Here is a 26,179-nt window from a genome sequence, read left to right as displayed (position 1 = left end):
GGCCGTTTTTCGGACGAAAAACGGATCGGAAATTTGAAATTTCCGGGTCCCTCACACCTCTGGTACACCCCCACCCAAGACCGTCAGGAACCACTCGGTATCGATGTTCCCACCGCAGAGGATCACACCCACCTTCTTGCCGCGCATCTGGTCTTTTTCCTTCAGCAATCCGGCCAGTGGCGCGGCCCCTGCCCCTTCGGCCAGATTATGGATGTCGCGGTAATAGATGCGGATCGCCTCGGCGACCTCCTCATCGCTGACTGAGATGATCCGCGCGGCTCCCTTGGAATAGATCTCAAACGCCTCGGCCACCGGCACCCGAACCGCCATGCCATCCGCAAAGGTCGCGGAACTCTCTGTCTCGATCAACCGCCCGGCCTCAACCGACTGCTTCACGCAATCGGCCCGCTCTGAGACCACGCCGACAATCTTCGTCTTCGCCCCCAAAGCGTCCCGCGCCAGGATGTTGCCGCAGATGCCCGAACCACAGCCGACGGGCACATAGATCACGTCCAGATCTGGCACGGCCGACAGCAATTCATAGGCATAGGTCGCAACGCCACGCACAATCTCTGGGTGGAACGGCGGCACGATGACCAAGCCCTCGGCCTCAGCCACGCGAAACGCCTCCTCCCGCGCGGTATCGAAATCCTCTCCGAATTCGATCACCTCGGCACCGAAGGCCCGCATCGCGGCGTTTTTCTCAACCGAGTTTCCATGCGGCACATAGACCTTCGCGGTCAGCCCCGCCGCCACGGCTTGGCGTGCCTGGCCTTGTCCGTGATTGCCGCGCGTCGCGGTGCAGATGCCTTTGGCCTCCGGATAGGTCCGTTTCACCCAATCGATGAAGGTAATGGCGCCGCGCGCTTTGAACGATCCGGTCGGCGTGTGGTTCTCATGCTTGATCCACACCTCCGCCCCGGTCTCTGCGGCGAGTTGCGGCCAGGCATATTGCGGCGTCGCCTGCATCTGTGTGTAAACCAGTTCCGCCGCCGCTTCTAAATCCGCCAATGTCAGTTTCATGTCAGCCTTCCTGTCCCAATCAGGCCCAACCTAGCGACACTCCCGCCCCTTGTCAGCCCGAACGCCCCCGCTTATGACCCGGCCCGGACCAATCGAAAGGGTTTCGGGCACATGCCCCTTCTGGTGATGAAATTCGGCGGCACCTCTGTCGCCACGCTCGACCGCATCCGCCGCGCGGCCAAACGCGTCGGGCGCGAGGTGGCCAATGGCTATGATGTGATCGTCATCGTCTCTGCGATGTCGGGGGAGACCAACAAGCTTGTCGGCTATGTCGATGAGACCTCGCCGCTTTTCGATGCGCGCGAATATGACGCCGTCGTCTCTTCGGGCGAGAACGTCACCGCCGGGCTGATGGCGCTGACCTTGCAGGAAATGGACGTGCCCGCCCGCAGTTGGCAGGGCTGGCAGGTGCCGCTCAAGACCACATCGGCCCATGCCGCCGCACGGATTGAGGAAATCCCAACAGAGAATATCAACGCCAAATTCGATGAAGGTATGAAAGTCGCTGTGGTCGCCGGCTTCCAAGGGATCAGCCCCGAGGGGCGGATCACCACCCTTGGCCGGGGCGGGTCCGACACCACGGCTGTGGCTTTTGCCGCCGCCTTCGGCGCGGAACGCTGCGACATCTACACCGATGTGGATGGCGTCTATACCACCGACCCCCGCATCACCTCGAAAGCGCGCAAACTGGAAAAAATCGCGTTCGAAGAGATGCTGGAGCTGGCCTCTCTCGGCGCGAAAGTGCTGCAAACCCGCTCCGTCGAATTGGCGATGCGTTATAATGTGCGCCTGCGGGTGCTGTCGAGTTTTGAAGACAACAATGAAAATGCGGGCACGCTTGTTTGTGCCGAGGAGGATATCGTGGAAAGCAATGTGGTTGCCGGTGTCGCCTATTCCCGTGATGAGGCGAAAATGACCCTGGTCTCGGTCGCAGACCGCCCCGGGATCGCCGCCGCGATCTTCGGCCCCTTGGCCGAGGCGGGCGTGAATGTCGACATGATCGTGCAGAACATCGCCGAAGAAGGCCGGACCGACATGACCTTCTCCTGCCCCACCGATCAGGTGAAACGCGCCGAAGCTGCGATGAATGGGGCGAAAGAGAAGGGCGAGATCAACTTCCACGATCTGGTCGCCGATACCGATGTCTGCAAAGTCTCCATCGTCGGGATCGGCATGCGTTCCCATGCCGGTGTGGCGTCGAAAATGTTCTCCACGCTCCGCGACGAGGGGATCAATATCAAGGTGATCACCACCTCCGAGATCAAGGTGTCAGTGCTTGTCGACCGGAAATACATGGAACTGGCTGTCCAAGCCCTCCATGACGCGTTCGGATTGGAGCAGGCCGCTTAAGCGCGGCCTGTGGTGCGACGCGGCCGAAGACGGCCAGACAGTCGCAACCCCTCCCGAATGCTCAACCCGATCAGGATGATGTTTGTTGCGCCCGCGACAAGCTCTACGCCTTGGACGGCGTAAAAAGCGGTATCAAACAGACCGTCCCGCGCGCGATCGGCCAAGAACAAGGCCGAGGGCACCAAGACCAAGAGCCCGTTCAGGGCAATCCAGCGCATGCGCCGCGCCTTCTTCCCAAGCAGGCCGCCGCGGCGCCCCTTCGCGCGGGCCAATCCGGTTCCGCCGACGCCCGCCATAGCCGGGATCAGCACTAGAAACCCCCAGGGGATCGCCGTTTTCACGGCGGTCACCATCTCCACCGATCCGAACAGCTCCGAGATCAGCGTCGCGCTGAAAAACACAACAATCAGGGAAAACGCGAGGCCCCCGGCGATGGGGTGCAGAACACGGGTCATATCATGTCTCCTTTTGCATAGCGAGCTATATAAAATCGCGCGGCGAATCGTTTGGGCCGGCGCACTGTGCCATTATATAGCAAGCTATTGATCATTGCATAGCCTGCTATCCAAAGTTACGCTGCGGCATGGTGTTCGACAAAACAGACTCGGCGGGATACCTCGCCAATCACATGGCCCGGCTCTTCGCGCGTGCCATTCATGCCCGGATTAAGCCGCTCGGGCTCAGCCCTGGCAATTTCCCTGCAATGCTGGAGTTATGGGCCCGGGACGGTCAGACACAATCCGAGTTGGTCCAGCGCCTCGATATCGAACAGGCGACGATGGCAAACACACTGACTCGGATGGAACGCGATGGGTTGATCACGCGCACCAAGGACGCTGATGATGGGCGGCTTCAGCGGATATGGCTGACCGAGCGCGGCAAATCCCTGCAAAACCCGGCCACCGAGGCCGCCCGATCGGAAAACGCCCGCGCGCTGCAAGGCCTCACTGCCGAAGAACAAGACGCCTTCTTGGCCCTGATGCGACACGTCATCCAAACCCTCCGCGATCCGTCGAAGACGCCTTAACCGATACCTTCAGGGCGAAATGGCGTCATCTGACACCTGGGCCAACCAATCCATCACGTCATCCACAACGGGCCGTCGATGGGCTTTGGACCTCGCCAACATATGAAAGTCTCTATCGCCGACCAGACGGCCCGCAACAGGTTGCACCAATCGCCCCGCCGTCAGATCCTGTTCCACCAGAAACCGGCTGGCCAAGGCCACGCCCTGCCCCGCCAGCGCCGCATCAAGCGTGAGCGTCGTCTGGCTAAATCGCACGCCGCGCTGGCGGGCCAGATCGTCTAGCCCCATCACCTCCCGACGAAAGCGCGGCCACAAATCATGGGTGTCGTGCAGCGGTGGCAGCTTGGTCAACTCATCGGGAGAAAGCGGCAAATCCGACCCGGCGACCAGCCCGGGCGCGCACACGGCAATCACCTCATGACGGAACAACAACCGGGTATCGAGGCTCGCGCCAAAAGGCGGTCGCGCTTGCCGAATTGCCAGATCGATACCGTCCGCCTCAAAGCTCGACACACCCTCCGTTGCCAAAATGCGCAGATCGATCTCTGGATACCGCTCCGCAAAGTCAGGCAGGCGGGGGATCAGCCATTTTGAGGCAAAGGTGGGGGTCACGCTGATTGTGACCCGTTTCGGCGCGGGGCGCAGGGTTTCGGTGGCGCGGTGCAAAAGCCCGAAGGCTGCCGCGATCTCGGCATGATACGCGCGGCCTGCTGAGGTAAAGGCCAGCCCTTTCGGCAGGCGCTCAAACAGCTTCAGGCCCAGATTGTCCTCCAAGCCGCGCACCTGTTGCGCGACGGCCCCCTGGGTCACGCCCAGTTCTTCCGCCGCCGCCCGGAAATTCAATCGCCGACCGGCGGCTTCAAAGGCCCGCAGGCCATTCAACGGCGGAAGAGGAATTTGCTTTGGCAATAGGTTTTCTATCCTCAGATCGCAGAAGACATGCGTCGTCTCTGCGCCGAAACACTCATATCCTGGCTAGGAAATCAAGCTATCCAATCTGAGGTGAAGCTGATGACTGTAGAGAAAGTCGCCCTGATAACGGCGGGCGGGTCCGGCATGGGCGCCGATGCCGCCCGGCAATTGGCCCGCGATGGCTTTCATGTGGCTGTGCTGTCTTCTTCCGGCAAAGGGGCGGCCTTGGCCGAGGAACTGGGCGGCGTCGGCGTCACCGGATCGAACCTCGACAACGAGGCCTTGAAACAACTCGTCGACCGGTCGGTCGACCGATGGGGCCGCATCGACGTACTTGTCAACTCCGCAGGCCACGGCCCTAAAGGCCCCGTTCTGGAAATCTCCGACGAGGATTGGCATCAAGGGATGGAGGTCTACCTGATGAATGTGATCCGCCCGACCCGTCTCGTCACCCCAGTGATGCAGCAAAACGGCGGCGGCGCGATCATCAACATTTCCACCTTCGCAGCCTTTGAACCCGACCCTCTGTTCCCGACCTCGGGCGTGTTCCGCGCAGGCCTCGCCGCTTTCACCAAGCTCTTCTCCGACAGATACGCAGCAGACAATATCCGCATGAACAACGTGCTGCCGGGCTTCATCGATAGCCTGCCCGAGACCGAAGACCGCCGCGCCCGCATCCCGATGGGGCGGTATGGGCATGCCGCCGAGGTGTCGTCACTGATCTCCTATCTTGCTTCAGAAGGCGGCGCCTATATGACCGGCCAGAATCTCCGCATCGATGGCGGGCTCACCCGTTCGGTCTAACATGACGGCACGTTGGCATATGTAGCACGGGCTGATCGCCGCCATGACAGCAACCGTCTTCGCCCATACGCCGCCGCAGCGTCGCTCCGCCGGTTAACCGCTCCGCCGTTGCGCCCTGCCCCCACGCCGCGCTATGCGTAGGGCGACGGAAGGCGCAGGGGTTACGGCGGGATGCCCGAACAAACCGAAAGCGAAAGCCGCAAGCTGCTCAGCCGCTTGCAGGCCACTCTGGCCGAGGCAGGAGCGGGGCAGGAGCGGCTTGATCGGATCACCCATCTGATCGCCGACTCCATGGGCACCGAAGTGTGTTCCATATATCTGCTGCGCGATGCCGACACTTTGGAGCTTTGCGCCACCGAAGGCCTCGCGCCGGAATCTGTGCATGTGACCCGGATGCGCATGGGTGAGGGTCTGGTCGGTCGGGTCGCCTCCCGCGCGCACGCAATCAATACCGCCAATGCCCCGGCCGAGCCTGGATTCCGCTATATGCCAGAGACGGGGGAAGAGCGGTTCTCCAGCTTCTTAGGTGTGCCGATCCAGCGTCTGGGCGAACGTCTCGGTGTTTTGGTGGTGCAGTCGAAAGAGGCCCGGCAATTCTCCGATGACGAGATTTACGCTCTCGAAGTCGTCGCCATGGTGATTGCCGAGATGACCGAACTTGGCGCCTTTCTGGGCGAAGGTGCCGCCCTCTCACCACGGCATCAGCAACAGGTGTTGCTCCGTGGCGGGTCTGCCCAGGAAGGTGTGGCCGAAGGCCGGGTCTATCTGCACGAGCCTCGTGTGGTTGTGACCAACCCGATTGCCGAGGACCCCCATGCAGAATTGGTCCGCCTGCGCGATGCCGTGGATCAACTGCGTGTCTCGGTTGATGAGATGCTGACGCAGGCCCCCAAAGGCGATGGCGAACAGATGCAGGTCTTGGAAGCCTATCGCATGTTCGCCAATTCGCGGGGTTGGATGCGCCGGATGGAGGAGGATATCGCCCGCGGCCTCTCCGCCGAGGCTGCCGTGGAAAAAGAACAATCGACGGCGCGCGCGCGGATGGAAACCGTGCCGGATGCCTATCTGCGAGAACGGTTGCAGGATCTCGACGATCTCTCGAACCGGATGCTGCGGCTTTTGACCGGCCAAGGCGCGGACGCGGGCGCACAGATGCCCGACAATCCGGTTCTGGTCGCGCGCAATATCGGCCCCGGCGATCTGCTCGATTATGGCCGCTCATTGAAAGCCGTGGTCTTGGAAGAGGGTTCTGTCGGCAGCCACGCCGCAATTGTCGCGCGCGCCTTGGCTATCCCCTTGGTTGTCAACGCAAAACGCATCACGGCGGAGGCGCTGAACGGCGATCCGATCTTGGTCGATGGCGATCAGGGCATCGTGCATTTGCGCCCTGAGGAAACCGTCGCCGCCGCGTTCCGCGATAAGATGGCGATGGTCGCGGCGGCGCAGGAACGCTACGCCTCGATCCGTGACAAACCGGCAGAGACACTCTGCGGCACGGTGGTCTCCTTACATATGAATGCCGGGCTGATGGCGGATCTGCCTTCCCTGCCCTCCTCGGGGGCGGAAGGCGTGGGCCTGTTCCGGACCGAGCTGCAATTCCTGACCCGCAACAAGGTTCCGCGCCGGGGTGAGCTGGCCGCCCTCTATGCCCGCGTGATGGACAGCGCCGGGGGAAAACGCGTCGTGTTCCGCACGCTAGATATCGGCTCCGACAAAGTGCTGCCCTATATGAAGCCGCAGGATGAGCCGAACCCGGCGCTCGGCTGGCGCGCGATCCGTGTGGGTTTAGACAAGCCCGGCGTGATGCGGATGCAGTTGCAAGCGCTGATCCGCGCAACGAATGGTCGACCCTTGACCATCATGTTCCCATTTGTGGCGCAATTTGAAGAGTTTATCCAGGCGCGCGATCATCTGCTGCGGGAGATTGACCGCGAGGATTCGCTTGGCCACACCCTGCCCTCCGCGGTTGAGATCGGCGCGATGCTTGAAACGCCCAGCCTCGCCTTCGCACCTAGGCATTTCTTTGAGATGGCCGATTTTATCTCTATCGGCGGCAACGATCTGAAACAGTTCTTCTTCGCAGCGGATCGCGAGAATGAGCGGGTGCGGCGGCGGTATGACACGCTAAACGTGTCGTTTCTGACCTTCCTGGAGCAGATCGTGCATCGCTGCGACGACACCGACACGCCGCTCAGTTTCTGCGGCGAGGATGCCGGGCGGCCAATTGAAGCGCTCTGCTTTGCGGCCATGGGGCTGCGCAGCCTGTCGATGCGCCCGGCTTCGATTGGCCCGGTCAAAAGCTTGCTGCGCCGGGTCGATCTGCGCGAGGTCCGCAATGTGATCAACGATGCCCGCGCAACCGGTGCGCAATCGGTTCGCCCTGCGGTGATGGATTGGTTCCGGCAGCAGGGTTGAGCGTTCGCAACTCGAAAATGGGTTACAAAAATCCGCACTCGCGTCGATTTTCGTAACCTATTCGGCTGCCGTCCAAGCTTCCTGCGCCACCACCATCCGGGTCAGCAGTCCCGCCAAATCGCGCCGCTCCTCCTCCGAGAGCGGCCCGGCCAATTTCCCGTTCACACCGCTGACCACGGCATAAAGCTGCGGCGCGATCCGCTGCCCCAATTCGGTCGGTCGGATCACATGCGCCCGACGGGAGGCCGGATCGGGATGGCGGGCGAGATATCGGAGCGCTTCAAGTGTATCGAGCGACCGGCTGACCTTATACGGCGCCATCTGCAACCGCTCGCCAATTGCGGCCTGGCTGAGCGGGCTGCGTTCCAACACCGTCATCATGATCGCGAAGGACGCCAGATCGAGCCCGAGCGGTGCCAGATTCGCGTTCATCTCGTCATCCAGTCGGGCGGCGAGGCGTTTGATCATCCAACCAAACGAACTCTCCCGCACCTGCTGCGTTGTTTTTTTGACATCCATACCAGCGCCTCAACTCGCCTCGCGCGGCTACGCTACTGTTGCCATGGCAACAATAGCGTCAGCAAGATATACTGTCACCCGACTCAGTGCAGATCGAAAGGTACAGCTTATGACCCGCTATCATCCGATCCTTGTCACATTACACTGGCTTCTCGCCGCGATGATCATCGGTGGTTTGATCATGGGCGGGCAGGTCCTGGCGGCGACGCCAAATGACGACCCGTTCAAGTTGATCTCACTCCGCATGCATATGGGGATGGGCATCGCGATCCTGGCGCTGATGCTGACCCGGTTGATCGTGCGCTTGGTCACTGCAAAGCCACCCGAGGCCGATATTGGTAATGCGGTACTGAACAAGGGCGCGCGTGCCGCCCATTGGCTGTTCTATCTGGTCGTTTTCGCCATGTGTGGCTCGGGCATTGCGATCTCGGTCATGGCCGGTCTGCCAGCGATTGTATTTGGCGGCTCGGGCGATCCGTTACCCGTTGATTTCTCCGCCTTTCCGCCCCGTGCCGTGCATGGCGCCCTGGCCACGGTTTTGGGGCTCTTGATCCTCGCCCATGTCGGCGCAGCCCTTTATCACCATTTCATCCGCCGCGACGGATTGCTGCGCCGCATGTGGTTCGGCAATCGGCAGGGATAAGTCCGCGCACGGGGTGCAGGTCGCCCTCGCCTAGTGAGCCCAAGACATGACCTGCCCGGTCACACCCGGCCAATCGCCAAGGCCAAGGACCCGATCTGGGTTTGTCGGCGGCGGCATCTGTACGCCCCGAAGCGGCAGAAAGCCGAACTTCGCATAATACGGCGCATCGCCGACCAGCATCACGCGGGACCAACCGGCCTCGCGCGCGCGGCTGAGCCCCTGCTCCATCAATAATCCGCCCAACCCCTCGCCTTGGCGGGTCGGATGCACCGCGATGGGGCCGAGCAACAACGCCTCCACGCCAGATTCCCCCACACGAATAGGCCAAAACCGCACCGCACCCGCCAAGATGCCATCGCCATCCCGCGCCACATGGCAGAGATCGCGCACCGCGGGCACGCCATCGCGCAGACGATAGCTCGACAGCGCCTCGCGCCCGGGCGCGAAACATAGATCGTAAAGCGCCTCGACCTCCCATCGGTCATCAGGCTCTTCGCGGAGCAGGTGATACATGGAGGCCCGTGTCGTTCATTTGTCTCTGGCCTTGGCCCTAACACGCGGCTAACTCCTTGCCAAATTAGAGAGGCTTATCGACCATGTTCTACAGACCAGAAGACGGCCATGGGCTGCCGCATAACCCGTTCAACGCCGTGGTGACGCCGCGCCCGATCGGATGGATTTCCACACGCGCCGCAGACGGATCCGAGAACCTAGCGCCCTACTCCTTTTTCAACGCCGTCGCTTATGTCCCGCCGCAGGTGATGTTCGCCTCCACCGCTGCGAAACCTGACCGGGGCGATACCAAGGACAGCGTCGCCAATATCCGCGACACCGGCGTCTTCTGCGTCAATATCGTGGAATATGCGGCCCGCGACGGGATGAACCAGACCTCGGGCGACTGGACGAAGGAAACCGACGAATTCGCGCTGGCCGGGATTGCGCGCGCCGAATGCGAGACGATCGCCTGTTCCCGCGTGGCCAACGCACCGGCCAATCTGGAATGCAAACTGACGCAAATCGTCCAGCTGCCGGGGGCAGCAAATTTCGTGGTGTTTGGCGAGGTCACGGGCGTACATTTGCGGGAAGATTGCCTGGTCGACGGGATCTTCGACGTCACCAAATTCCGTCCGTTGGCCCGGCTTGGCTATCGCGATTACACGGCGGTCGAGGAGGTCTTTTCACTCTCTCGACCTGGAGAGTGACCTTGCACATGGTCGGCGCATTGCCACGATGAGTGGGGGAGCGCCCGGAGCGGTTGTCGGCCCGCTCCTCTGCCGATAGCTTGATCACAAACCGGATGCGAGGGGACGACAGATGGAGACGATGATCGGCGTCATTGGCGGCTCGGGCGTCTATGAGATTGACGGGCTTGAGGATGCAACCTGGACGGAGGTCGCCAGCCCCTTCGGCGCGCCCTCTGATGCGATTTTGGTTGGGCGTTTAGACGGCGTCAAAATGGCGTTTCTGCCGCGTCATGGCCGGGGTCACGTGCATACGCCTTCGTCGGTGCCTTATCGCGCAAATATCGATGCGTTGAAGCGCTTGGGCGTGACGGATCTGATTTCGGTCTCGGCTTGCGGGTCATTTCGGGAAGAGATGGCGCCGGGTGATTTTGTCATTGTGGATCAATTCATTGACCGGACGATTGCCCGCGAGAAGAGCTTCTTCGGCCCCGGCCTTGTCGGTCATGTTAGCGTCGCCCATCCAACCTGCGCCCGACTTGGCGCGGCCTGTCTTGAGGCGGCGCATGCGTCGGACATCACCGTCCATGACGGCGGCACCTATCTGGCGATGGAGGGGCCGCAGTTTTCCTCCCTCGCAGAGTCGATCATGTATCGCGACGCCTGGGGCTGCGACGTCATCGGCATGACGAACATGCCGGAGGCGAAGTTGGCGCGCGAAGCGGAGCTTTGCTATGCCTCGGTGGCGATGATCACCGACTATGACAGTTGGCATCCCGATCATGGCGAGGTTGATATCGCAGAGATCATTGCGACACTGAGCGGCAATGCCGGCAAAGCGAAATCCCTGGTTTCCAAACTGCCAGACCTCTTGGGGCCCGAGCGCGCGCCCTGCCCGCATGGCTGCGACCGCGCTTTGGAGTTCGCGATCCTGACCGCGCCCGACAAGCGTGATCCGGCGATGGTTGAGAGGCTCTCGGCCGTGGCCGGGCGGGTTTTGTGAGGCTCGACGGGCTTGATCTGGCGCGCTTTGCGGCTTTTGCCGGGATGGTCTTTGTAAATTTCCGGCTCGCCGCGCAGGTGGTGCCGGGGGACGACATCTACTCCGCCTTCACCGGATTGCTGGAGGGCCGCGCGGCGGCGCTTTTTGTGGTCCTGGCGGGTGTAGGCTTCGCCCTCGGGCGCGGCGAGATGCGGGGGACCCTGATCCGCGCCGGGCTGCTTTTCGTCCTCGGCATGGCCAATATGGTGCTGTTCGACGCCGATATCCTGCATTTTTACGCGGTCTACTTCCTGGTCGCACTGATGTTTGTCGCCGCCTCCACCCGCATGCTTTGGCTCGGCGCTGCGGGGTTCATTCTGGCCGCGCTGATCGGACTTATCCTGTTCAACTATGAGCGCGGGTGGGATTGGCAGACGCTTACATATGCGGATTTCTGGACCCTACCCGGGTTTCTCCGCCACACATTCTACAATGGCTGGCATCCGGTTATCCCATGGGCCGCGTTTTTCCTAATCGGCATGGCGCTTGGACGGATGAATTTGGCGCAGCGCCGGGTCCAAATTCAGTTGCTGCTTTGGGGGAGTGCGGTTGCGCTCATCACCCCCTGGCTGGCGGGCCTGCTTGCGGCCACTGACCCCGAACTGGCCGAATTGCTGACCACTGCCCCGGTCCCGCCCGGTCCCGCCTATATGCTCGCGGCCTCAGGGAGAGCGGTTGCGGCTATTGGGGCCGCCCTTCTGGTGGCCTCCTATCTCGGCAAAGTGCTCGGCTGGTTCACCCGTCCGGGGCGCCAAGCCCTGACGCTCTACTTCGCGCATATCTATCTGGGCATGGGTGTGATGGATGAAATCGGCCTGCTGAACGGGCAGCTTGACCCGGCAGAGGTCTTCTGGATTAGCTCCGGTTTTATCGCTTTGACCGTGGTCTATGCCTGGGCTTGGCAGTTCGTTGCCCGATATGGACCGCTTGAGGCGGCGATGCGGGCGCTGTCGCGTCACCCGGTCGCAGAAGGAGATCGAAGATGAGTTTCGAGATTTGGTTGGCCTTTACCGCGGCCTCAACCGCTTTGCTGCTGATCCCCGGGCCAACGGTGCTTCTGGTCCTGTCCTATGCCCTCAGCCAAGGCCGCCGGGTCGCCGTCTCCACCGCCGCCGGGGTGGCTGTTGGTGATCTGGTGGCGATGACCGCTTCGCTGGCCGGGCTTGGCGCGTTGGTCTTGGCCTCGGCCACGCTCTTCACAATCCTGAAATGGGCCGGCGCGCTTTACCTGATCTGGCTTGGGATCAAGCTGATCCGCTCTGCGAGCGCCTCCGGTCTGACCCATTTGCCAAACACATCCGAGATCACGGCCGGAAAAACCTTCGGCCATGCCGCCACTGTGACCGCCCTGAACCCGAAATCGATTGCATTTTTCATTGCCTTCGTGCCGCAATTCATCGATCCGAACGCGGCGCTGATCCCGCAATTCGCCATCCTGATCAGCACCTTTGTGGCGCTGGCGACGATCAACGCCCTGGCCTATGCGCTGCTCGCCGATCAACTCCGCAGCCGCCTGACCCGGCCCGGCGTGATCCCCTGGCTGACCCGCGCGGGCGGCGCCACATTGATTGGCATGGGCGTGCTGACCGCAACACTCCGCCGCGCCCAAGCGTAACGCGCCACCGGACGCGGCACAGCCGTGGCAACGCGCGCGGCGGAGGGCTCCCGAAGGGGGCGTGACGGCGCGCGCCCTCCGCGCAACAGTTCCACCAAAGTGCCCGTTTGCAACTTGAACCCGGCGCCACGCTCGCCCATCACATACCCCATGCTGACCCGCCGCACATTTCTTGCCGCTCTCGTCCCGTTGCCCGTGGCGGCACAGGAATTCATCGCCGTCCCCGGATTGATCAGCGACGAGGCGTTTTACCGCCTGGTCACCTGCGGTGCAGAACCCGATGGCGCCTGCTCCAAGCCACAAATCCGCTGGCCCGAAGCGCAGCAGTTGCGCCTGCGCGTTGGTATTGCGCAGGTTGGCTTCACCTTCCCAAGCTACAAGCTCGATCTGGTGGATACTGCGCTGGATCAGGCAATTGATGAGATCAACGGCTCCGGCGCGCGGCTGTTCCTGGAACGGGTCTATGAGGGTGAGTTCGATATCCCCGTCTACCTGCTCGACACCGCGCAAGGCGGGCAGATTACCGGCACCGGCAATGGGGAGTTGGATGGCACGAACATCTCCATCGGCCGTGTCGCGCTCCGCTCGCGTGGCGATGAAATCACCGCCGCCGCCATCGCTATCAGCCGGGATATCCGCCGCCGCGAGATCGCGAGTGTCGTGCTCGAAGAGCTTGTCCAGGCGCTCGGCCTGCATACCGATATCGCCTCCCCCGCCTATCGCCGCTCGATTTTCTCGGAAGAGAGCAATTCCGTCACCCGGCTGTCCGGCCAAGACCTGGAAGCGCTTCGACGCCACTACCCCCGCCTATGACGCAGCGATAAACGCTGTTCCCAAAGGCCGAAGCCGCTACACTCCCCCCGGCCGCCCACGCAAAGGACCCGCTCGCAGATGCTCGACCAAAAACAGGTGCAAGACTACATCCGCACGATCCCAGATTTCCCGCATGAGGGCATCCTATTCCGCGACGTCACCACCTTGTTCCAAGATCCGCGCGGATTTCGCTTGGCGGTGGACCAACTCCTGGCCCCATTTGTCGGGCAACAGATCGATAAAGTTGCGGGGCTTGAGGCGCGGGGCTTCATCCTGGGCGGCGCGGTGGCGCATCAACTCTCCAAAGGCTTCGTGCCGATCCGCAAGGCCGGCAAGCTGCCGGCCAAGACCATCTCGCAGGATTACGAGTTGGAATACGGCCAGGCCACGGTCGAGATCCATGACGATTCCTTCAGCCCGGGCGAGGCCGTCTTGCTGGTCGATGATCTTCTGGCGACTGGCGGCACCGCCGAGGCCGGGATCAAACTGATCGAACGTTTGGGCGCGCAGGTTGTCGGCACCGCTTTCGTAGTGGATTTGCCGGATCTCGGCGGGCGGGCCAAGCTGGAGACGATGGGTATGTCCGTCCATGCGCTTTGCAGCTACGCAGGCGCCTGATCCAAAGGCTTACCCGTCAAGCCGTCGGCGGATCGCGGTCCAAATCTGCACCTCGGAAAGCCCGTCACTGGCGATCACCTCGCCATCAAGTACGACGGAGAAGAGCGCCGAAGGGGCAACCGCCCGTGTCCGCGCCGCTTGCGCCGAATCCAGACGCTCATGACGCGCCGCCAAACCATCAGCCCGCGCCAGCCCCAGAAGGGCTTCCGCACGCGCCTCCAAATCTGAAGACAGCCCGGTGCTTTGGACCACGAGGCCCGGCCCAAGACGTTCCGCGCGGAGCGCCCAATCTTTCGGAATCCGTGGCAGAGAGATCGGCCCCTGTAGAACCTTCCCCATCAACCGGGTCTTCCCCGGCCCCTCGTCCAGACAGACATAGCGCCGCCCGGTGATCATATCCGGCGGGATCAGGCCGAGGGCCGAACCCGAGAGCGCCAGAACCGACGAAAATCCGTAAAACCGCGCCCACTCCTCCACCGCAGTCCACAATCGGCGGACCGTCTCGGGGGCGGTCGACTGCGCCCCAACACGGAGGTCATGCACCACCACGGCCTCTTCGGCGCCGGCAATCGGCACCCAGGCCGCCCGGCCAGGCGTGAAGGCGATGAGACCCAGGTCGGGCGCCCGCAGCATGCGCAATTGCAGCCCTTCCTGAAACCGCGCCAACAGCCAGTCGCGCCGCATGGCAGGCCCGGTTATCGCTAGGGCCTGGTCAATCTGATCAAATCCAAACCGCTCCAATGTGGGCGGTGTGACGGTTAGCAATTCTTTGCGTTGTCGGACCATCATGGCCTCCGTCAGATTGGCGCGTTTCCAAATATTAGTATGACTTGAAAAATTTCAGCTGCCTTGATCTGCCGCAAATCTTCTGCGTTGCGCGATTTCCGACTGAATGAACCCTTGGGCAGATGTACCGTAGACGGTTGTGCCTGTCTCTTTTAGGCGCGGTTTGATTGTCGGAGCTGTTTGGAATTGCGGTCCATTGCACGGCAGCTCTCGACCTTCGGGAAACGGGCTTGTATGGCTTTTCTCGTGGCCGCTTGCTGGAATTGGTAGACAGACCGGACTTAAAATCCGAGGCTTTCGGGCGTGTGGGTTCGAGTCCCACAGCGGCCACCATCCGAATCTTGTTTTCTAGGGGAAATATTTGGTCCCGAGAGCTAGATCCGTGACGAGAACTCCGGTCAGACTTTCGCCGCCTCCGCAAGCTTCCGTCCGACCCGCGTCATCACATGAAAGAAGGGCGGCGCATCCCCACGCCGCCCCTCCAGGCCTGTTGATCCGTGAATGACGCTCAGGCGACGGCGCGATCCATTGGGAGGCCCGCAACCGGCTCCCATGTCAGATCACCCGTATAACGGAGTGCGACTTGGCCGCTGGCATCCATCTGGAAGAGATGCAGCCAACCATTGTCCAGCAGGTCCCGCAAACCCTCATGTTTCTCAATCACCGCATTCATCGCGTCGACCGGTGCTTCGACCACTGCGGAAAGCCGCATCGGCTCGTGGATCAACCGCTCACCATCATGCACCGATTGCAGGGGGAGGCCGGGCCGAAGATCGCCGCCCGTGCCCTCCAAAACGCCAACCAGGCCCGAGACATTGTGCAGGACTTTGTTGCCAGCCCCGAAGACCTTGTTGTCGACCGAAGAGCCGTAATACTGCAGGTTGATCCAGCTGGCCACGACCAGGGGCGCCGTCAGGATCAACTCCAAAACACCAAAGCCGTTTTCCGCATCCGCCTGCCATTCATAGGAATGCAGGAAGGAGCGGCCCGCCAAATCGGTGCCTTGGGTCCGGTGACGCGGGGCAGCAATAAACGCTGCGCAGCCCGCGAGCGCCCATTCGGGCCGCACCTGCGACCAATCCCGCGCCCGGGCCGCAATCGCCCCATCCAGGTCGAGACCCTTATCAAGTGACAGAAGCGATGCGCGCTCCGCCCGGGCTAGGCCGCCCGCCTCTTTCAACGCTTTCTGCAGCTGAGCAAGGTCATCGGCATGGCTCTCAACCACATTGTCGATGTCAAACAGCGCGACTTGATCAGTGGTGGTATCATGCAAGGCCGCGATGAACACCGTATCCGAGGGAAGGTTGATCCCATGGTCGGGCAGTTCGGCCCGCACTTGGGGGTCGTTCAAGAGCTTGGCCACCAGCCGGGCATTCGCCTCGCCTGTGTGACCCCCGCAGGCACCACAATCCAGGCCCGCCGCATGGGGATTGTTGAGGCTCTGCCCGCCATGCCCGGCCAGCATCACAATCCGCGCAAACGGCCCCTTGGCCATCGACATCGCACCCAGGATGGTCGCGGCAGTAGCGGCCCGATCTGCGGGTGGGATCACGTCGAGAGAGGGGGTCAAGGTGGCCGCTTCCGCATCGGTCAAACCTGCATTGCCTTGGCCCAGCGCCGTGGTGCCGCGCAGCGACTGCGCCAGCAGCTTGGGCGCATAGCTCAACCCAAGCGCCTCGACATAACCGAAACTGGCCACAGCGGCTTGCTTGAAGCGAGTCCAGAGCGATTTCGCCGCAATCCGGCCCTGGCGTGTGGCAGCGAGCTCTGCATTGGTCTCATCGGACGCCTCGCCCGCCGGGCTCAGCAGAACCGGGCACCGCGCGGTGGAGTGTGCCGCGCCAAGCGGACGGTAAGACAATGCCGCGCCGAAGAACCCTGCAAACCCGATGGTCTCGACCCCGGGAAGCGTGGTTTCAAGTGCCCGCCGGAAAACCTCGGAGCGGACATCGATACAGAAAGCCGCCTGTACATTGGGACGCTCGGGTGCGGCGGGTGTCTCCTGCCCCAGTTCCGCAAACACCTCCCGCTGCCAACCATGCTCATAGGCGATTTGCAGCGCCAGTGCGGCGCGATCTTCAAAGCCCGCTTTGGGCAGATCGGCGTAGGCAGCTTTCACCTGCTCCCAAGCCGCGCGATCCACATGGGGCAGAAGCAGCGCCTCCCAAACCATCCGAACCGTCAGGAGGTCACGGAGCGAGTTATCAGTCTCGCCCGCCAGTTCCGCCTGCCAGAGATGATACCGGGCATGCCCTGCCCAGCCAGAAATCGTGTAAAGCGCCCGGGTGAAGACCTCGGCCAACACGGCTTCGGACAATCCAAGCTCACCCGCGGCCCAGAGTAGTGCCGCCTCCGCATCGTCGGGCAAGGCGGTGATTTTTGCACGCGCCCCGGTGACGCCAAGGATCTCGGCGCTGGCGTCATGGGCGGCCTCCGCCTTCCACGCGGCCCAGAGCCCGCCAGCCCCGGCCAGTTTCCAAGCGGCCTGGCCTGCGTCGAAATGCGCGGCTGCGAAGCTTGCGATCCGCTCGGTCACATGGGCTGGCCAATCCCTACCAGTCGCTTCGACCGCCAGATCGGCCACGGTCTTCCAAGGTGTTTTACCTTCCGGGCCGGCCTCATCGGCCAAACGACCCAAAGCCAATCCATCCACCGCCACGTCCGGCATTTGCGCCACTGCATAGTCGAGATCGGCGCCGGTGATCCGCCCGGTCGTGATCGCGTTGGCATATTCTTTCCGCGGCAAGGTCATCTGCGCCCCAGCGATTTTGCCGACATAGGCCACGGCTTCGTCAAAGGGCCGGTCGGCCAGGCCCAGGAACGGGTTCACGGCGACAAAGCTGCTGAGCGGCCAGATTGGTGCCAGGCGGCGGCCCGCGCTATCGGCGGCGGTGGCGATGGCCTGCGGTGTCAGATCGGCGGTGATGTCGGTCATCAAGGTCATTGGTTTGGTCCTTCCGCGTGCATCAAGCTTTGAGCGAGGGCGCCAGCGCCCGATTGAGGGTGGTGGTAGCGTAGAAGCCATTGCGCAGATGCACCGCGAAGGCCTGCCAGCGGCCCGACGACACGGCACGGGGGGCGGCAAGCTGTATCCATGCGGTGAGCGCGAAGACCGCCAGCATCAGCCCCATCAGGAGCGCGGTGCCGAAGGAGACGGCGCCTGTCACCGGAACGGCGCTTGCCACCAGGGCTTCGGTGCCCAATTGCAGCCCGAAATAGAGGGTGGAGAGCATAACCGAGGCCAAAGCCGCCTTGGCCACCAGAGCACCGCGCGCCTGCTGCCCCAGGGCCAGCGCCATCAGATGAGCGAGGCCAAAGACCAGGATGGCCCCAAGGACGACCAGCGCCGGTTTGCTCTCCAGCGTCACACCGAAGGCCCATCCGGTGCCCAGGACCGCGAGCGCAGCCACACCAAGTGCCAGACCCATATCGGAGAGTTTCGGCAGCGCCAGCCGGTGGCCCAACTTGGCCCGTGCCTGATCAACCACCGAACCGGAGCCGAGGAAGGCATGCGCTTTGTAGAGCGAGTGCGCCACGATATGCAGGAGTGCGGTCGAGAAGGCCCCGAGCCCGCATTGCAGCAGCATGAAGCCCATTTGCGCAACCGTGGACCAAGCCAAGCTCACCTTGATCGAGGTTTGTGCCAGCATCACCAGCGAGGCCAGCGCGGCCGTCAACCCGCCAACGATGGCCAGCAGATGCATGGCCGGGACGGCGACCAGGAACAGATCGGCGAAGCGGATCACCAGGAAGCCGCCCGCGTTGATCACGCCAGCATGAAGCAGGGCCGAAACTGGCGTCGGCGCGTCCATCACTTCGGTCAGCCAGCCATGGGTTGGGAATTGCGCCGATTTCAGAAGCGCGGTGATCGCCAGGAAGATCGCGGCCCAGGTCAGGCCGCCGGGGATCTCGCCGGTCTGGAGCTGTGCAGTGATCGCGGCGATCTCTCCGGTGCCGAAGCTTTGGAACAGGATCACGGCCGCCGAGATCAGGAACACATCCCCAATCCGCGCGAAGAGGAATTTCTTCCGCGCGGCGAGCCGTGCAATCGGGCGCTCGCCATAGAAGGTCAAAAGCCGATGCAACGACAGGCTGGTCAACATCCAGGCCAAGACCAGTTGCAGGATATTGCCCGACATCACCAGAAGCATCACCGCGCCAAGTGTCAGGGCCAGCCCGCCGGAAAACGCCCCCTGCCGCACGTCCCCATCCATGTAGTTCCGGGCATAGCGCAGCACGACCCAGCCAATGAAGCTGACCAAAGCCGTCATCACCGCTGAGAGCGCATCAAGCCGGAGTTGCAGTCCGAGACCATTGGCACCAATCAGCGCGGAGTTTGTTGGCCCCTGCAACATCACCGTCACCGCGATAGCCGCAGCGACAACGAGCGCCAGAAGGCTCGCGGCGTTGATCAGGGCCAAGCTGCGCGCTGGGCGCATGCCCGGGCCCGCGAAGGCGACAATTGCGGCGGCAATCAGGGCCAGCGGCGCAAGATAGGCGAGGAAAGTCATGGGGCACGTCTCCGGTCAGTCTGTTCTGCGTTCGGGGAGATGTAGCGGCGACGCGAATAGAATAAAAATATATTGTTATGCGAGTAACGTTCTATATTGTAGAACGCATGGCAAAACTGAATTACACCCATCTGCGCGCCTTCCATGCCGTTGCGCATGAAGGCAACCTGACCCGGGCCGCCCAGACCCTGGGCGTGGCCCAATCCGCTGTCTCGACCCAGATCAAAACACTGGAGGCCCGTTTGGGCCATGCGCTCTTTGAACGGCGCGGGCGGGTGCTGCACCTGACCGAAGCCGGGCGCATCGCGCTGGATTGCGCCGATACGGCCTTTGAGGCGGGTGAAGAGTTGCTGGAGACGCTCGCTGGCCGGGTCGCCGCACGGCAGGTGCTCAGGGTCGGTGCCTTGGCCACGCTGTCGCGGAACTTTCAGCTTACGTTCTTGCGACCACTCTTGGGCGCGCCCGATGTCTCGGTGGTACTCCGCGCGGGGTCTTTGGCGGAACTGCTGGCCGAATTGGAAGCGCTCCGCCTTGACGTGGTGCTGCTCAACGAAGCCCCGCGCCATGATGCAGCCACGCCGTGGCGCAGCCACCGGATCGACGATCAACCTGTGCGGTTGGTGGGTCATCCCCATCGTCTGCCAAACGGTCGGCCCGTTGCGGAGATCTTGCGCGATACGCCGCTGATCCTGCCCAGTGAGGGGAACACGCTGCGCACCCAGTTCGACCGGATTTGTGAGCGCCTGGACGTCACGCCCGTGATCGCGGCGGAGGCTGATGATATGGCGATGATGCGTCTCTTGGTGCGGGAAGATGCCGGTTTGGCACTGGTCCCGCCGATCGTGGTCAGGGATGAGTTGGAGAGTGGCCTTTTGGTCGAAGCCCCGCAGTTGGAAGACCTGCATGAGGAGTTTTGGGCAATCACCCTGCCCCGGCAGTTCCCAAACCCGCTTGTCTCAAAGGTTTTGGCATCGCCAAACTGAAAAGCGCGCCCCAGAGGGACGCGCTTTTCAAGCAGCTTTTCCTGTGGTGTGGATCAGGCGGCTTCGGCCTGGTTCCGGCGTTCGCTTTCTTCGCGGCTGAGCGCGACGGAGGTGCGCACACCATTGCCCACAAAAGCCATCAGCCCCGACACAACCCGCTCATTGGGGTCGATACCGGCACAGCTCAGCACTTCGCGCCCATCGCGGGAGCGCGCCCAACGGGCGATCTGCTCTGGCCCGTTGCCATATTTCTTGTCGTCGGCAATCGCATCATCCAACGCAGCCAGTACAACAGCGGCAAACAGTTTGCGCGACCGTTGGCCTTGCTCAAAGTTGAAGGCAGTGCCATCAACGAAATCTCGCATTTCGTCGTCCTTTTTATTGCTCTTGCATTTTCGGCGTGACGCCTCTTATGCCGCTTTCTTGTGCGATTCTGTGATGCAATCTTTGCATACATGATATTCGCCAAACGCATAGCTTGGCGAAAAACTGCACTGAACTCGGTGTATTGCCACCCCGCTAGCCGCCAGATATAGGTCGGCTCAAGCAAATCACAAGGTTTTGCCACAGTTTTGACAGGGTTCGGACGATGCCAAAGATCAACGGAAATGAGATTCGCCCCGGAAATGTGCTTGAACACAATGACGGGTTATGGGCGGCGGTGAAGGTGGACCATGTGAAGCCTGGCAAAGGTGGGGCCTTTGCACAGGTCGAACTCAAGAATCTGCGCAATGGGTCGAAGCTGAACGAGCGGTTCCGCTCCGCCGACAAGGTCGAGCGGGTGCGTTTGGAGCAAAAAGACCAACAATTTCTCTATGAATCCGATGGGATGCTGGTGTTCATGGATGCCGAAACCTATGAGCAGATTGAGCTGCCCGCCGACCTGCTTGGCGACCGCCGCCCATTCCTGCAGGACGGCATGACCATCGTCGTGGAGTTCTATGAAGACGAGGCGCTCAATGCGACAGTGCCGCAGAAAGTAACCTGCAAGATCGTCGAGACGGAGCCGGTCGTGAAGGGTCAAACAGCGGCCAACAGCTTCAAACCAGCGATCTTGGACAATGGTTTGAAAGTCATGGTGCCACCCTTCGTCGGGCAAGATGAGGACGTCATCATCAACACTGAGACAATGGAGTACTCCGAACGCGCCTGATGTGGCCGGGTCGAGACTGGATGGACGGGTCGTGGTGGCGCGTTTGAGTCGGATGCCTGCTTTGCGGGACGAAGCGGACATTTGTTGCGATTGCGCCAACGACTGCTGTCTTGAACGTTTTGGTGAAGGTCTCGAATGCGTCACAGCAAGCGCGCTCTTCGTTCATAATGCTCGTTCAAGCCAGCCTATATTGGAGTATGCCCCAAGTTCGCACTCTTCAAGACTGGCATAATATCCCGACATTTCTGGACAGGACCAGTACCCGCCATCTGGGTGGTAGAGCAGTTCGTCTTCATCTACGGCAATCCAGACTTTTTCGTAGTATCGAAAGAGCTTGCGATCAGGACTGGCTCGTATCTCTACGTTGCGTGTCCCGCCCTCGCCTTCCAGGCACTTCTCTAAAGTCCAAATCTCCATGACCTCAACCTAACAGTCTTGTGGACAAAACTCTTCCAAAAAAGGAGCCTGCCTAGCAAGCCGACATTCGCCACAGAGCAGAAACATGACACCTTGGGCTCCAATTGCCTATCCGCAGGCCGCACCGCAGCCATTCGCACCAGACGTCTAGTCCTGCCCGCCCGTCCAAGGAGATCTCGGCCCGCGTCTGGTACCAGTGCGCGGCACCCGGCTGAGATCTCCCAAGGGTCGGTCATCGGCGCCGCGCGGCGCGCTTCGGCGTTGCATGCGGGGGATGCCGCTGCGGCGCGTCACACGGTATTCGACGTCTTCATGCGGTGGTTTGCCGTGAGTCTCGGCCCAATACCCGGCCCCGCCCCGGCGAAACCAAACCGGGAGCATAAACAGCACACCGGCCACAAAGCCACCCGCATGCGCCCAATAGGCGACACCGCCACCGGTCGCATCGATGGCGATCCCGTTGAAGAGTTGCAACGCGAACCAGAGCCCCAGCATCAGCCAAGCGGGAATGGTGAAAATCTTGATGATGACCACAATGATCACAAGAACATCGATCCGCGCCCGCGGGAACATCAGGAGATAGCCGCCCATGACACCTGCAATGGCGCCGGACGCGCCAACCATCGGCACGGTCGAGTTCGGATCAGACAGGATCTGCCCAAGCCCGGCCGCAGCCCCAGATGCAAGATAGAAGATCAGAAAGCCAAAATGACCCAGAAGATCTTCGAGATTATCGCCAAAAATCCACAAAAACAACATGTTGCCGATGATGTGCATCCAGCCACCATGCAGAAACATCGAGGTCAGCAGCGGCAGGGCCTCGCCGTCCCGCAAAAGCTGGGCCGGGACCAATCCCCATTCGTCGTAGAACCCTGCCAACTGCACCGGGCTGTTTGCCAGGCCGGGGTAATAGCTGAGAAAAATCACGACGTTCATCGCGATCAGTCCATAGGTCACGATGGGTGTGCGATCAGATGGGTTATGGTCGCGAATTGGAAACATTGCGCATAAGAGTGACGCCTCGGCCTAAGAGGTCAAGGGAAACCCGTCTCGAAAGGGTCGCTTGTTACTCGAGCTCTTCGGCGGCTAGCGCCATGCGGATTTCACGGCGGACCATTTTGCGGACATTGCGGGTGATCCGCTGGCCCAAAATGCCCTGCATCTCCTCGCGCACAACCTCGGCCACAATCTCGCGGAGCACCTCCTCGTCGATCTCCGTCGCGGCCTGCTCGGGGAAGGTGAAGAGACCCGGCTCCTCGCCCAAATCCTCCACATCTTCCAACCCGTCTTCACCAGAGGGTTCCTTCAGTTGCGCGCCCAAATCCACAACCCGGTCGCGGGCTGCGGTGCGGCTGAACATAGGGGCGGTGTCAGGCTCTGCCTCGGCGTGCTCTTCGGCTTCGACAGGTTCGTCAAGGCTCTCGGGCTCCGACCAATCTGTCTCATCGGCGTTTTGCTCGGCCTGCTCCTGAAGGTCGTGATCTTCTGCAGCGGGCTCGTCGGAGTCTGCGTGGTCTTCGGCCAACTCGGCGGCCTCACCGCCCGCGTCATCATCCTCGGCAACCTCGGCCGGCGCTTCCACCTCGAGAGCGCCCTCGTCCTGATCCGGCTCGCCCTTGCGCGCCTGGCGCAGCGCTGCGATGTCGAGCGCGGCGTCGCCGCTGGTCGCGTCAGGCCAGTCATTATCCCCCTGCTCGGGTTCAAACGGACCAGGCTCGACAGCGGCTTCTTCGGGACCCCCGTCGGTTTCGGCAACAGCCGCTTCTATCTCCGCGATGGCCTCTGCGGCGGCCTCGTCCGCTGCCGCTGCCTCGGGGTCAGAATCGTCTGCGATCTCATCCTCGGACATATCCGTTGACGAGTCATCATCCACGGCAGTTTCGGGATCGTCGTGATCGTCCGTCTCCTCGCTGACTGAAATCGGCCGCCACGGATCGTCAGGGTCGGCGATGCGCAGAGCTGGTGTTAGAACCAATTTCCCCTCGGCATCTGCCGGGGCCTCCGCTCCCTCGACGGGAGCGGCCTTGCTTTCAGTGGCAGGGTGGTTTTCGGAGACAAGCCGACGGATTGACGACAAAACATCCTCAATCGCTTCTGATTTTGCTGGATCAGACATGCGCAACCTCTCCTCGACTCGCCTCGATTCCCCGCATGGGCGGGTGTTCTTGTAGGAGCGAGGATAACCGCAGCCGCGATCTCACACAATGGATAGCTCAATATCCGCAGAACCTGGCAGATTACGCCAGTGCCTTGTCACTCGCGGCCAAGACGCTCCAACACGCTGTCCAGCCGGTCCCCGCGGACCGTCGGCGATCGCGGAGGTCCGCTGCCATAGGCGTTGTAATACGCACTTGGGTCATATTGCGGCACATCGAGATCAAGATGATCAACCGTCAGCAATCCTACACTGGCAAGCGCCGAATAGGCCCCGACATAGAGATCAGCCTGCGCCTGGATACGGCTGATCCGCGCATCCAGAAGATCCTGCTCCGCGTCCAACACATCAAGGGTGGTTCGCGCGCCAAGCGCGGCCTCTTCCCGGACCCCTTCAAACGCCAGACGCGCAGCGCGAATCTGTTGATCGGAGGATTGGATTTGCGCATTGGCGATGCGCAGTTGCGCGTAAGCATTGCCAACGGTTTGGATGATCACCCGAACCTGCTGCTGCAACTCGAACTCCGTTGCGCTGAGTGTGGCGATGGCGGTGCGTTCCAGCGAAAAGAGCTGCCCACCGCGATAGATCGGCTGCGTCAGGGTTAGGCTGAGCGAGCTGCTTTCGCCATCATTTCGATCGCCCCAGGTTTCCCCAGCTTCCGCGCGAAGCGAGAGAGAGGGGCCATAATCCGTCCGGGCGGCAGCCAGAGCAAACTCATCGGCGCGCACTTCGTGCTGCAAGCCCAGGATGGTGGGGTGCTGTTGCCGCGCCAGGCTATCGGCATCGGACTCGGTATCTGGCAAATCCGGTAGTGCACCCGGACCGATAAGGCCCTCAGATGGACGCCCGACCGCGATGGTGAAGAGTTCCCGGCTGATCTCAAGCTGACCACGTGCGGCGGCCAGAGCGGAGCGCGCGGCGGCCAGTTGGGCCTCGGCCTGCGCCACATCTGTCCGCGTATCCTCTCCAACCTCGAAGCGGTCACGGGCAGCGCGAAGCTGTTGCGTCACGACCCGCACGTTGCTTTCGCGAACCTGCACCACCTGAATATCGCGCCAGACATTCATATAAGCTCTGACAGCATCGAGCAGCACTTGCTGCTCCAGCGCGATCAGGCTCTGCCGCGCCGCCAAAACAGATTCCTCTGCCGCATCAACGAGACGGCGCGTCCCCCCGCTATCGTAGATCAGAAGATCTGCGACCAGAGACAGGCTGTTGGTGGTGGTGTCGGTGATTGAATTCCAACTGCTGTTGGCAACGAAATTGACAATCGGACGCAGACCCGAAATCTGCCGCGCTACGCCTTCGTCCTGCAACCGCAGGAGATAGCGGTTTTGCTCCAAGATGCTGGAATTCTCATAAGCATCGCCCAATGCATCGCGCAGGTTGTCCGCCTGAGCGGCTTTCGGTGCCGCACCAAGGCTCAGGGCAACCCCTAGAGCAGCCGCCGCGGTAACAATGGATCGAGTCATATGTCCTGCCTCATGATGGCCCGACGCGGGCCGCAATGTTGGTCTAAAATTGGAAACTCGGCACTGCTTCGAAACCGGATAAGATCGGCGCCGTTGCGTTAAAGGCCATCCGCCAGTTCATCCGGCCATCAACCTTGCGGCCAATGCGGCATTCGCCCAAAGCCCCGTCCATGAAAATAGCGGCGATACGGCCACCTTCCTTCAACTGATCAATGATCGCATCGGGCAGAGTTTGTACCGCCCCCTGAATGCAGATCACGTCATACGGCCCGTGCTTCGCGCTGCCGTCTGTCAGCGGCGCCTCGATCACTGCGGCATTGTCGACGCCTTGTTGCCCAAGGATGTTTTCTGCTTCTTTTGCAAGCGTCGGGTCTTCCTCAACCGCGACCACAGCCTCGGTCATCCGCGCCAAAATCGCTGTGGAATAGCCCAACCCTGGCCCAATATCGAGCACCAGATCACCGGGCTCCAAATCAAGGGCATCCAGCATTTTTGCCAAAACACGCGGGTCCAACACGACGCGGCCAGGCGCCAGATCAACATGCGCACCGACATAGGCCAGATCCAACTTGTCATCGGGCATATAGGCTTCACGCGGGATGGTGAGCATCGCATCGATGATCGGGAACTTGGTCACATCGGATGGGCGCACCTGCGTGTCGACCATAATTGTGCGGCGGGACGCGAAGTCGGTCATGAACTGAACCAATGAGTATAGTTTCGTTTGTGCCGTGATGGCA

At 61.7% G+C, this 26,179-nt stretch carries 27 protein-coding genes and 1 tRNA gene; 14 read left to right on the top strand and 14 right to left on the bottom strand.

The window, feature by feature from the left end; all coding sequences use genetic code 11:
* Positions 1-51 precede the first annotated feature (51 nt).
* Entirely contained in the window at positions 52-1,023 is a 972-nt protein-coding gene (locus tag GTF44_RS04705) for a threonine dehydratase (RefSeq protein ID WP_171557896.1), read from the bottom strand.
* Between the two features lie 111 nt (positions 1,024-1,134).
* On the opposite strand from GTF44_RS04705, the gene GTF44_RS04700 reads away from it, so the two are divergent.
* The gene (locus GTF44_RS04700; protein ID WP_171557895.1) at positions 1,135-2,373 is read left to right on the top strand and encodes an aspartate kinase; all 1,239 of its coding nucleotides are present in this window, start codon (positions 1,135-1,137) and stop codon (positions 2,371-2,373) included.
* On the opposite strand, the gene GTF44_RS04695 is transcribed toward GTF44_RS04700, so the two are convergent.
* Positions 2,370-2,828 carry a hypothetical protein gene (locus GTF44_RS04695; protein WP_171557893.1) on the bottom strand — a complete coding sequence of 153 codons (459 nt, stop codon included), beginning with the start codon at positions 2,826-2,828 and terminating at the stop codon, positions 2,370-2,372. The genes GTF44_RS04700 and GTF44_RS04695 overlap by 4 nt on opposite strands.
* Before the next feature lie 128 nt (positions 2,829-2,956).
* Here GTF44_RS04695 and GTF44_RS04690 point away from each other — a divergent pair, with 128 nt between their 5' ends.
* Positions 2,957-3,400, top strand: a complete 444-nt coding sequence (locus GTF44_RS04690; RefSeq protein ID WP_171557891.1) for a MarR family winged helix-turn-helix transcriptional regulator — start codon at positions 2,957-2,959, stop codon at positions 3,398-3,400.
* Positions 3,401-3,409: 9 nt separating this feature from the next.
* On the opposite strand, the gene GTF44_RS04685 is transcribed toward GTF44_RS04690, so the two are convergent.
* Positions 3,410-4,309, bottom strand: a complete 900-nt coding sequence (locus GTF44_RS04685; RefSeq protein ID WP_171557889.1) for a LysR substrate-binding domain-containing protein — start codon at positions 4,307-4,309, stop codon at positions 3,410-3,412.
* A 102-nt stretch (positions 4,310-4,411) separates the two neighbouring features.
* On the opposite strand from GTF44_RS04685, the gene GTF44_RS04680 reads away from it, so the two are divergent.
* Both GTF44_RS04680 and ptsP read left to right on the top strand, forming a co-directional pair.
* Complete coding sequence (locus tag GTF44_RS04680) at positions 4,412-5,116, top strand: SDR family oxidoreductase (protein ID WP_171557887.1); 705 nt, start codon at positions 4,412-4,414, stop codon at positions 5,114-5,116.
* Positions 5,117-5,287: 171 nt separating this feature from the next.
* Positions 5,288-7,531: a phosphoenolpyruvate--protein phosphotransferase gene (gene ptsP / locus GTF44_RS04675; RefSeq protein WP_171557885.1), complete on the top strand. Its 2,244-nt coding sequence runs from the start codon at positions 5,288-5,290 to the stop codon at positions 7,529-7,531.
* A 57-nt stretch (positions 7,532-7,588) separates the two neighbouring features.
* On the opposite strand, the gene GTF44_RS04670 is transcribed toward ptsP, so the two are convergent.
* The gene (locus tag GTF44_RS04670) at positions 7,589-8,050 is read right to left on the bottom strand and encodes a MarR family winged helix-turn-helix transcriptional regulator (RefSeq protein WP_171557884.1); all 462 of its coding nucleotides are present in this window, start codon (positions 8,048-8,050) and stop codon (positions 7,589-7,591) included.
* 109 nt (positions 8,051-8,159) lie between these two features.
* On the opposite strand from GTF44_RS04670, the gene GTF44_RS04665 reads away from it, so the two are divergent.
* Positions 8,160-8,693 carry a cytochrome b gene (locus GTF44_RS04665; protein WP_171557882.1) on the top strand — a complete coding sequence of 178 codons (534 nt, stop codon included), beginning with the start codon at positions 8,160-8,162 and terminating at the stop codon, positions 8,691-8,693.
* A gap of 30 nt (positions 8,694-8,723) precedes the next feature.
* Here the strand turns inward: GTF44_RS04665 and GTF44_RS04660 are convergent, their stop codons facing one another.
* Positions 8,724-9,206: a GNAT family N-acetyltransferase gene (locus tag GTF44_RS04660; protein WP_171557881.1), complete on the bottom strand. Its 483-nt coding sequence runs from the start codon at positions 9,204-9,206 to the stop codon at positions 8,724-8,726.
* 83 nt (positions 9,207-9,289) lie between these two features.
* On the opposite strand from GTF44_RS04660, the gene GTF44_RS04655 reads away from it, so the two are divergent.
* From GTF44_RS04655 to GTF44_RS04630, 6 genes are all read left to right on the top strand, one after another.
* A complete protein-coding gene (locus GTF44_RS04655; RefSeq protein WP_171557879.1) occupies positions 9,290-9,895 on the top strand; it encodes a flavin reductase family protein in 606 nt (201 codons plus the stop codon).
* A gap of 112 nt (positions 9,896-10,007) precedes the next feature.
* On the top strand, positions 10,008-10,877 hold the full coding sequence (locus GTF44_RS04650) for an S-methyl-5'-thioadenosine phosphorylase (RefSeq protein ID WP_171557877.1): 870 nt from the start codon (positions 10,008-10,010) through the stop codon (positions 10,875-10,877).
* Positions 10,874-11,902 (top strand): heparan-alpha-glucosaminide N-acetyltransferase domain-containing protein, encoded by a 1,029-nt coding sequence (locus GTF44_RS22485; protein WP_171557875.1) that lies wholly within the window; start codon positions 10,874-10,876, stop codon positions 11,900-11,902. The genes GTF44_RS04650 and GTF44_RS22485 overlap by 4 nt, the downstream gene beginning before the upstream one ends.
* On the top strand, positions 11,899-12,531 hold the full coding sequence (locus GTF44_RS04640; protein ID WP_171557873.1) for a LysE family translocator: 633 nt from the start codon (positions 11,899-11,901) through the stop codon (positions 12,529-12,531). Before GTF44_RS22485 ends, GTF44_RS04640 begins: the two co-directional genes overlap by 4 nt.
* 150 nt (positions 12,532-12,681) lie before the next feature.
* Positions 12,682-13,344: a DUF2927 domain-containing protein gene (locus tag GTF44_RS04635; protein ID WP_171557872.1), complete on the top strand. Its 663-nt coding sequence runs from the start codon at positions 12,682-12,684 to the stop codon at positions 13,342-13,344.
* A gap of 78 nt (positions 13,345-13,422) precedes the next feature.
* Positions 13,423-13,962, top strand: a complete 540-nt coding sequence (locus GTF44_RS04630) for an adenine phosphoribosyltransferase (RefSeq protein ID WP_145211244.1) — start codon at positions 13,423-13,425, stop codon at positions 13,960-13,962.
* A gap of 9 nt (positions 13,963-13,971) precedes the next feature.
* Here GTF44_RS04630 and GTF44_RS04625 read toward each other — a convergent pair whose 3' ends face one another.
* A complete protein-coding gene (locus tag GTF44_RS04625; RefSeq protein ID WP_171559556.1) occupies positions 13,972-14,751 on the bottom strand; it encodes a hypothetical protein in 780 nt (259 codons plus the stop codon).
* 245 nt (positions 14,752-14,996) lie between these two features.
* Here GTF44_RS04625 and GTF44_RS04620 point away from each other — a divergent pair.
* Positions 14,997-15,081: transfer RNA gene (locus GTF44_RS04620), tRNA-Leu, on the top strand.
* A 175-nt stretch (positions 15,082-15,256) separates the two neighbouring features.
* Here GTF44_RS04620 and GTF44_RS04615 read toward each other — a convergent pair.
* A complete protein-coding gene (locus GTF44_RS04615; protein ID WP_171557868.1) occupies positions 15,257-17,692 on the bottom strand; it encodes a YbcC family protein in 2,436 nt (811 codons plus the stop codon).
* A gap of 22 nt (positions 17,693-17,714) precedes the next feature.
* Complete coding sequence (locus GTF44_RS04610; RefSeq protein WP_171557867.1) at positions 17,715-19,259, bottom strand: NADH-quinone oxidoreductase subunit L; 1,545 nt, start codon at positions 19,257-19,259, stop codon at positions 17,715-17,717.
* A 107-nt stretch (positions 19,260-19,366) separates the two neighbouring features.
* Here GTF44_RS04610 and GTF44_RS04605 point away from each other — a divergent pair, with 107 nt between their 5' ends.
* Positions 19,367-20,242 carry a LysR family transcriptional regulator gene (locus GTF44_RS04605; RefSeq protein ID WP_171557865.1) on the top strand — a complete coding sequence of 292 codons (876 nt, stop codon included), beginning with the start codon at positions 19,367-19,369 and terminating at the stop codon, positions 20,240-20,242.
* Between the two features lie 53 nt (positions 20,243-20,295).
* Here GTF44_RS04605 and GTF44_RS04600 read toward each other — a convergent pair whose 3' ends face one another.
* On the bottom strand, positions 20,296-20,607 hold the full coding sequence (locus GTF44_RS04600) for a DUF6280 family protein (RefSeq protein ID WP_121899636.1): 312 nt from the start codon (positions 20,605-20,607) through the stop codon (positions 20,296-20,298).
* A 224-nt stretch (positions 20,608-20,831) separates the two neighbouring features.
* On the opposite strand from GTF44_RS04600, the gene efp reads away from it, so the two are divergent.
* Positions 20,832-21,395, top strand: a complete 564-nt coding sequence (efp, locus tag GTF44_RS04595) for an elongation factor P (protein ID WP_171557863.1) — start codon at positions 20,832-20,834, stop codon at positions 21,393-21,395.
* Positions 21,396-21,557: 162 nt separating this feature from the next.
* On the opposite strand, the gene GTF44_RS04590 is transcribed toward efp, so the two are convergent.
* The 5 genes from GTF44_RS04590 to GTF44_RS04570 all read right to left on the bottom strand — a co-directional run bounded on the left by GTF44_RS04590 (position 21,558) and on the right by GTF44_RS04570 (position 26,136).
* Complete coding sequence (locus GTF44_RS04590; protein WP_171557862.1) at positions 21,558-21,812, bottom strand: hypothetical protein; 255 nt, start codon at positions 21,810-21,812, stop codon at positions 21,558-21,560.
* Between the two features lie 147 nt (positions 21,813-21,959).
* Complete coding sequence (locus tag GTF44_RS04585) at positions 21,960-22,814, bottom strand: rhomboid family intramembrane serine protease (protein WP_171557860.1); 855 nt, start codon at positions 22,812-22,814, stop codon at positions 21,960-21,962.
* 64 nt (positions 22,815-22,878) lie between these two features.
* Positions 22,879-23,928 carry a hypothetical protein gene (locus GTF44_RS04580; protein ID WP_171557858.1) on the bottom strand — a complete coding sequence of 350 codons (1,050 nt, stop codon included), beginning with the start codon at positions 23,926-23,928 and terminating at the stop codon, positions 22,879-22,881.
* A gap of 137 nt (positions 23,929-24,065) precedes the next feature.
* A complete protein-coding gene (locus tag GTF44_RS04575) occupies positions 24,066-25,439 on the bottom strand; it encodes a TolC family outer membrane protein (RefSeq protein WP_171557856.1) in 1,374 nt (457 codons plus the stop codon).
* 43 nt (positions 25,440-25,482) lie between these two features.
* On the bottom strand, positions 25,483-26,136 hold the full coding sequence (locus GTF44_RS04570; protein ID WP_171557855.1) for a protein-L-isoaspartate O-methyltransferase: 654 nt from the start codon (positions 26,134-26,136) through the stop codon (positions 25,483-25,485).
* Positions 26,137-26,179: the final 43 nt, after the last annotated feature.

Origin of the sequence: Roseobacter sp. HKCCD6576-2 (genome assembly GCF_013179285.1) — a bacterium.
In the GTDB taxonomy this organism is placed as follows: domain Bacteria; phylum Pseudomonadota; class Alphaproteobacteria; order Rhodobacterales; family Rhodobacteraceae; genus Rhodophyticola; species Rhodophyticola oceani.
Note: the sequence above shows the minus strand (reverse complement) of the source record. Positions and strands in the feature narration are given on the sequence as shown.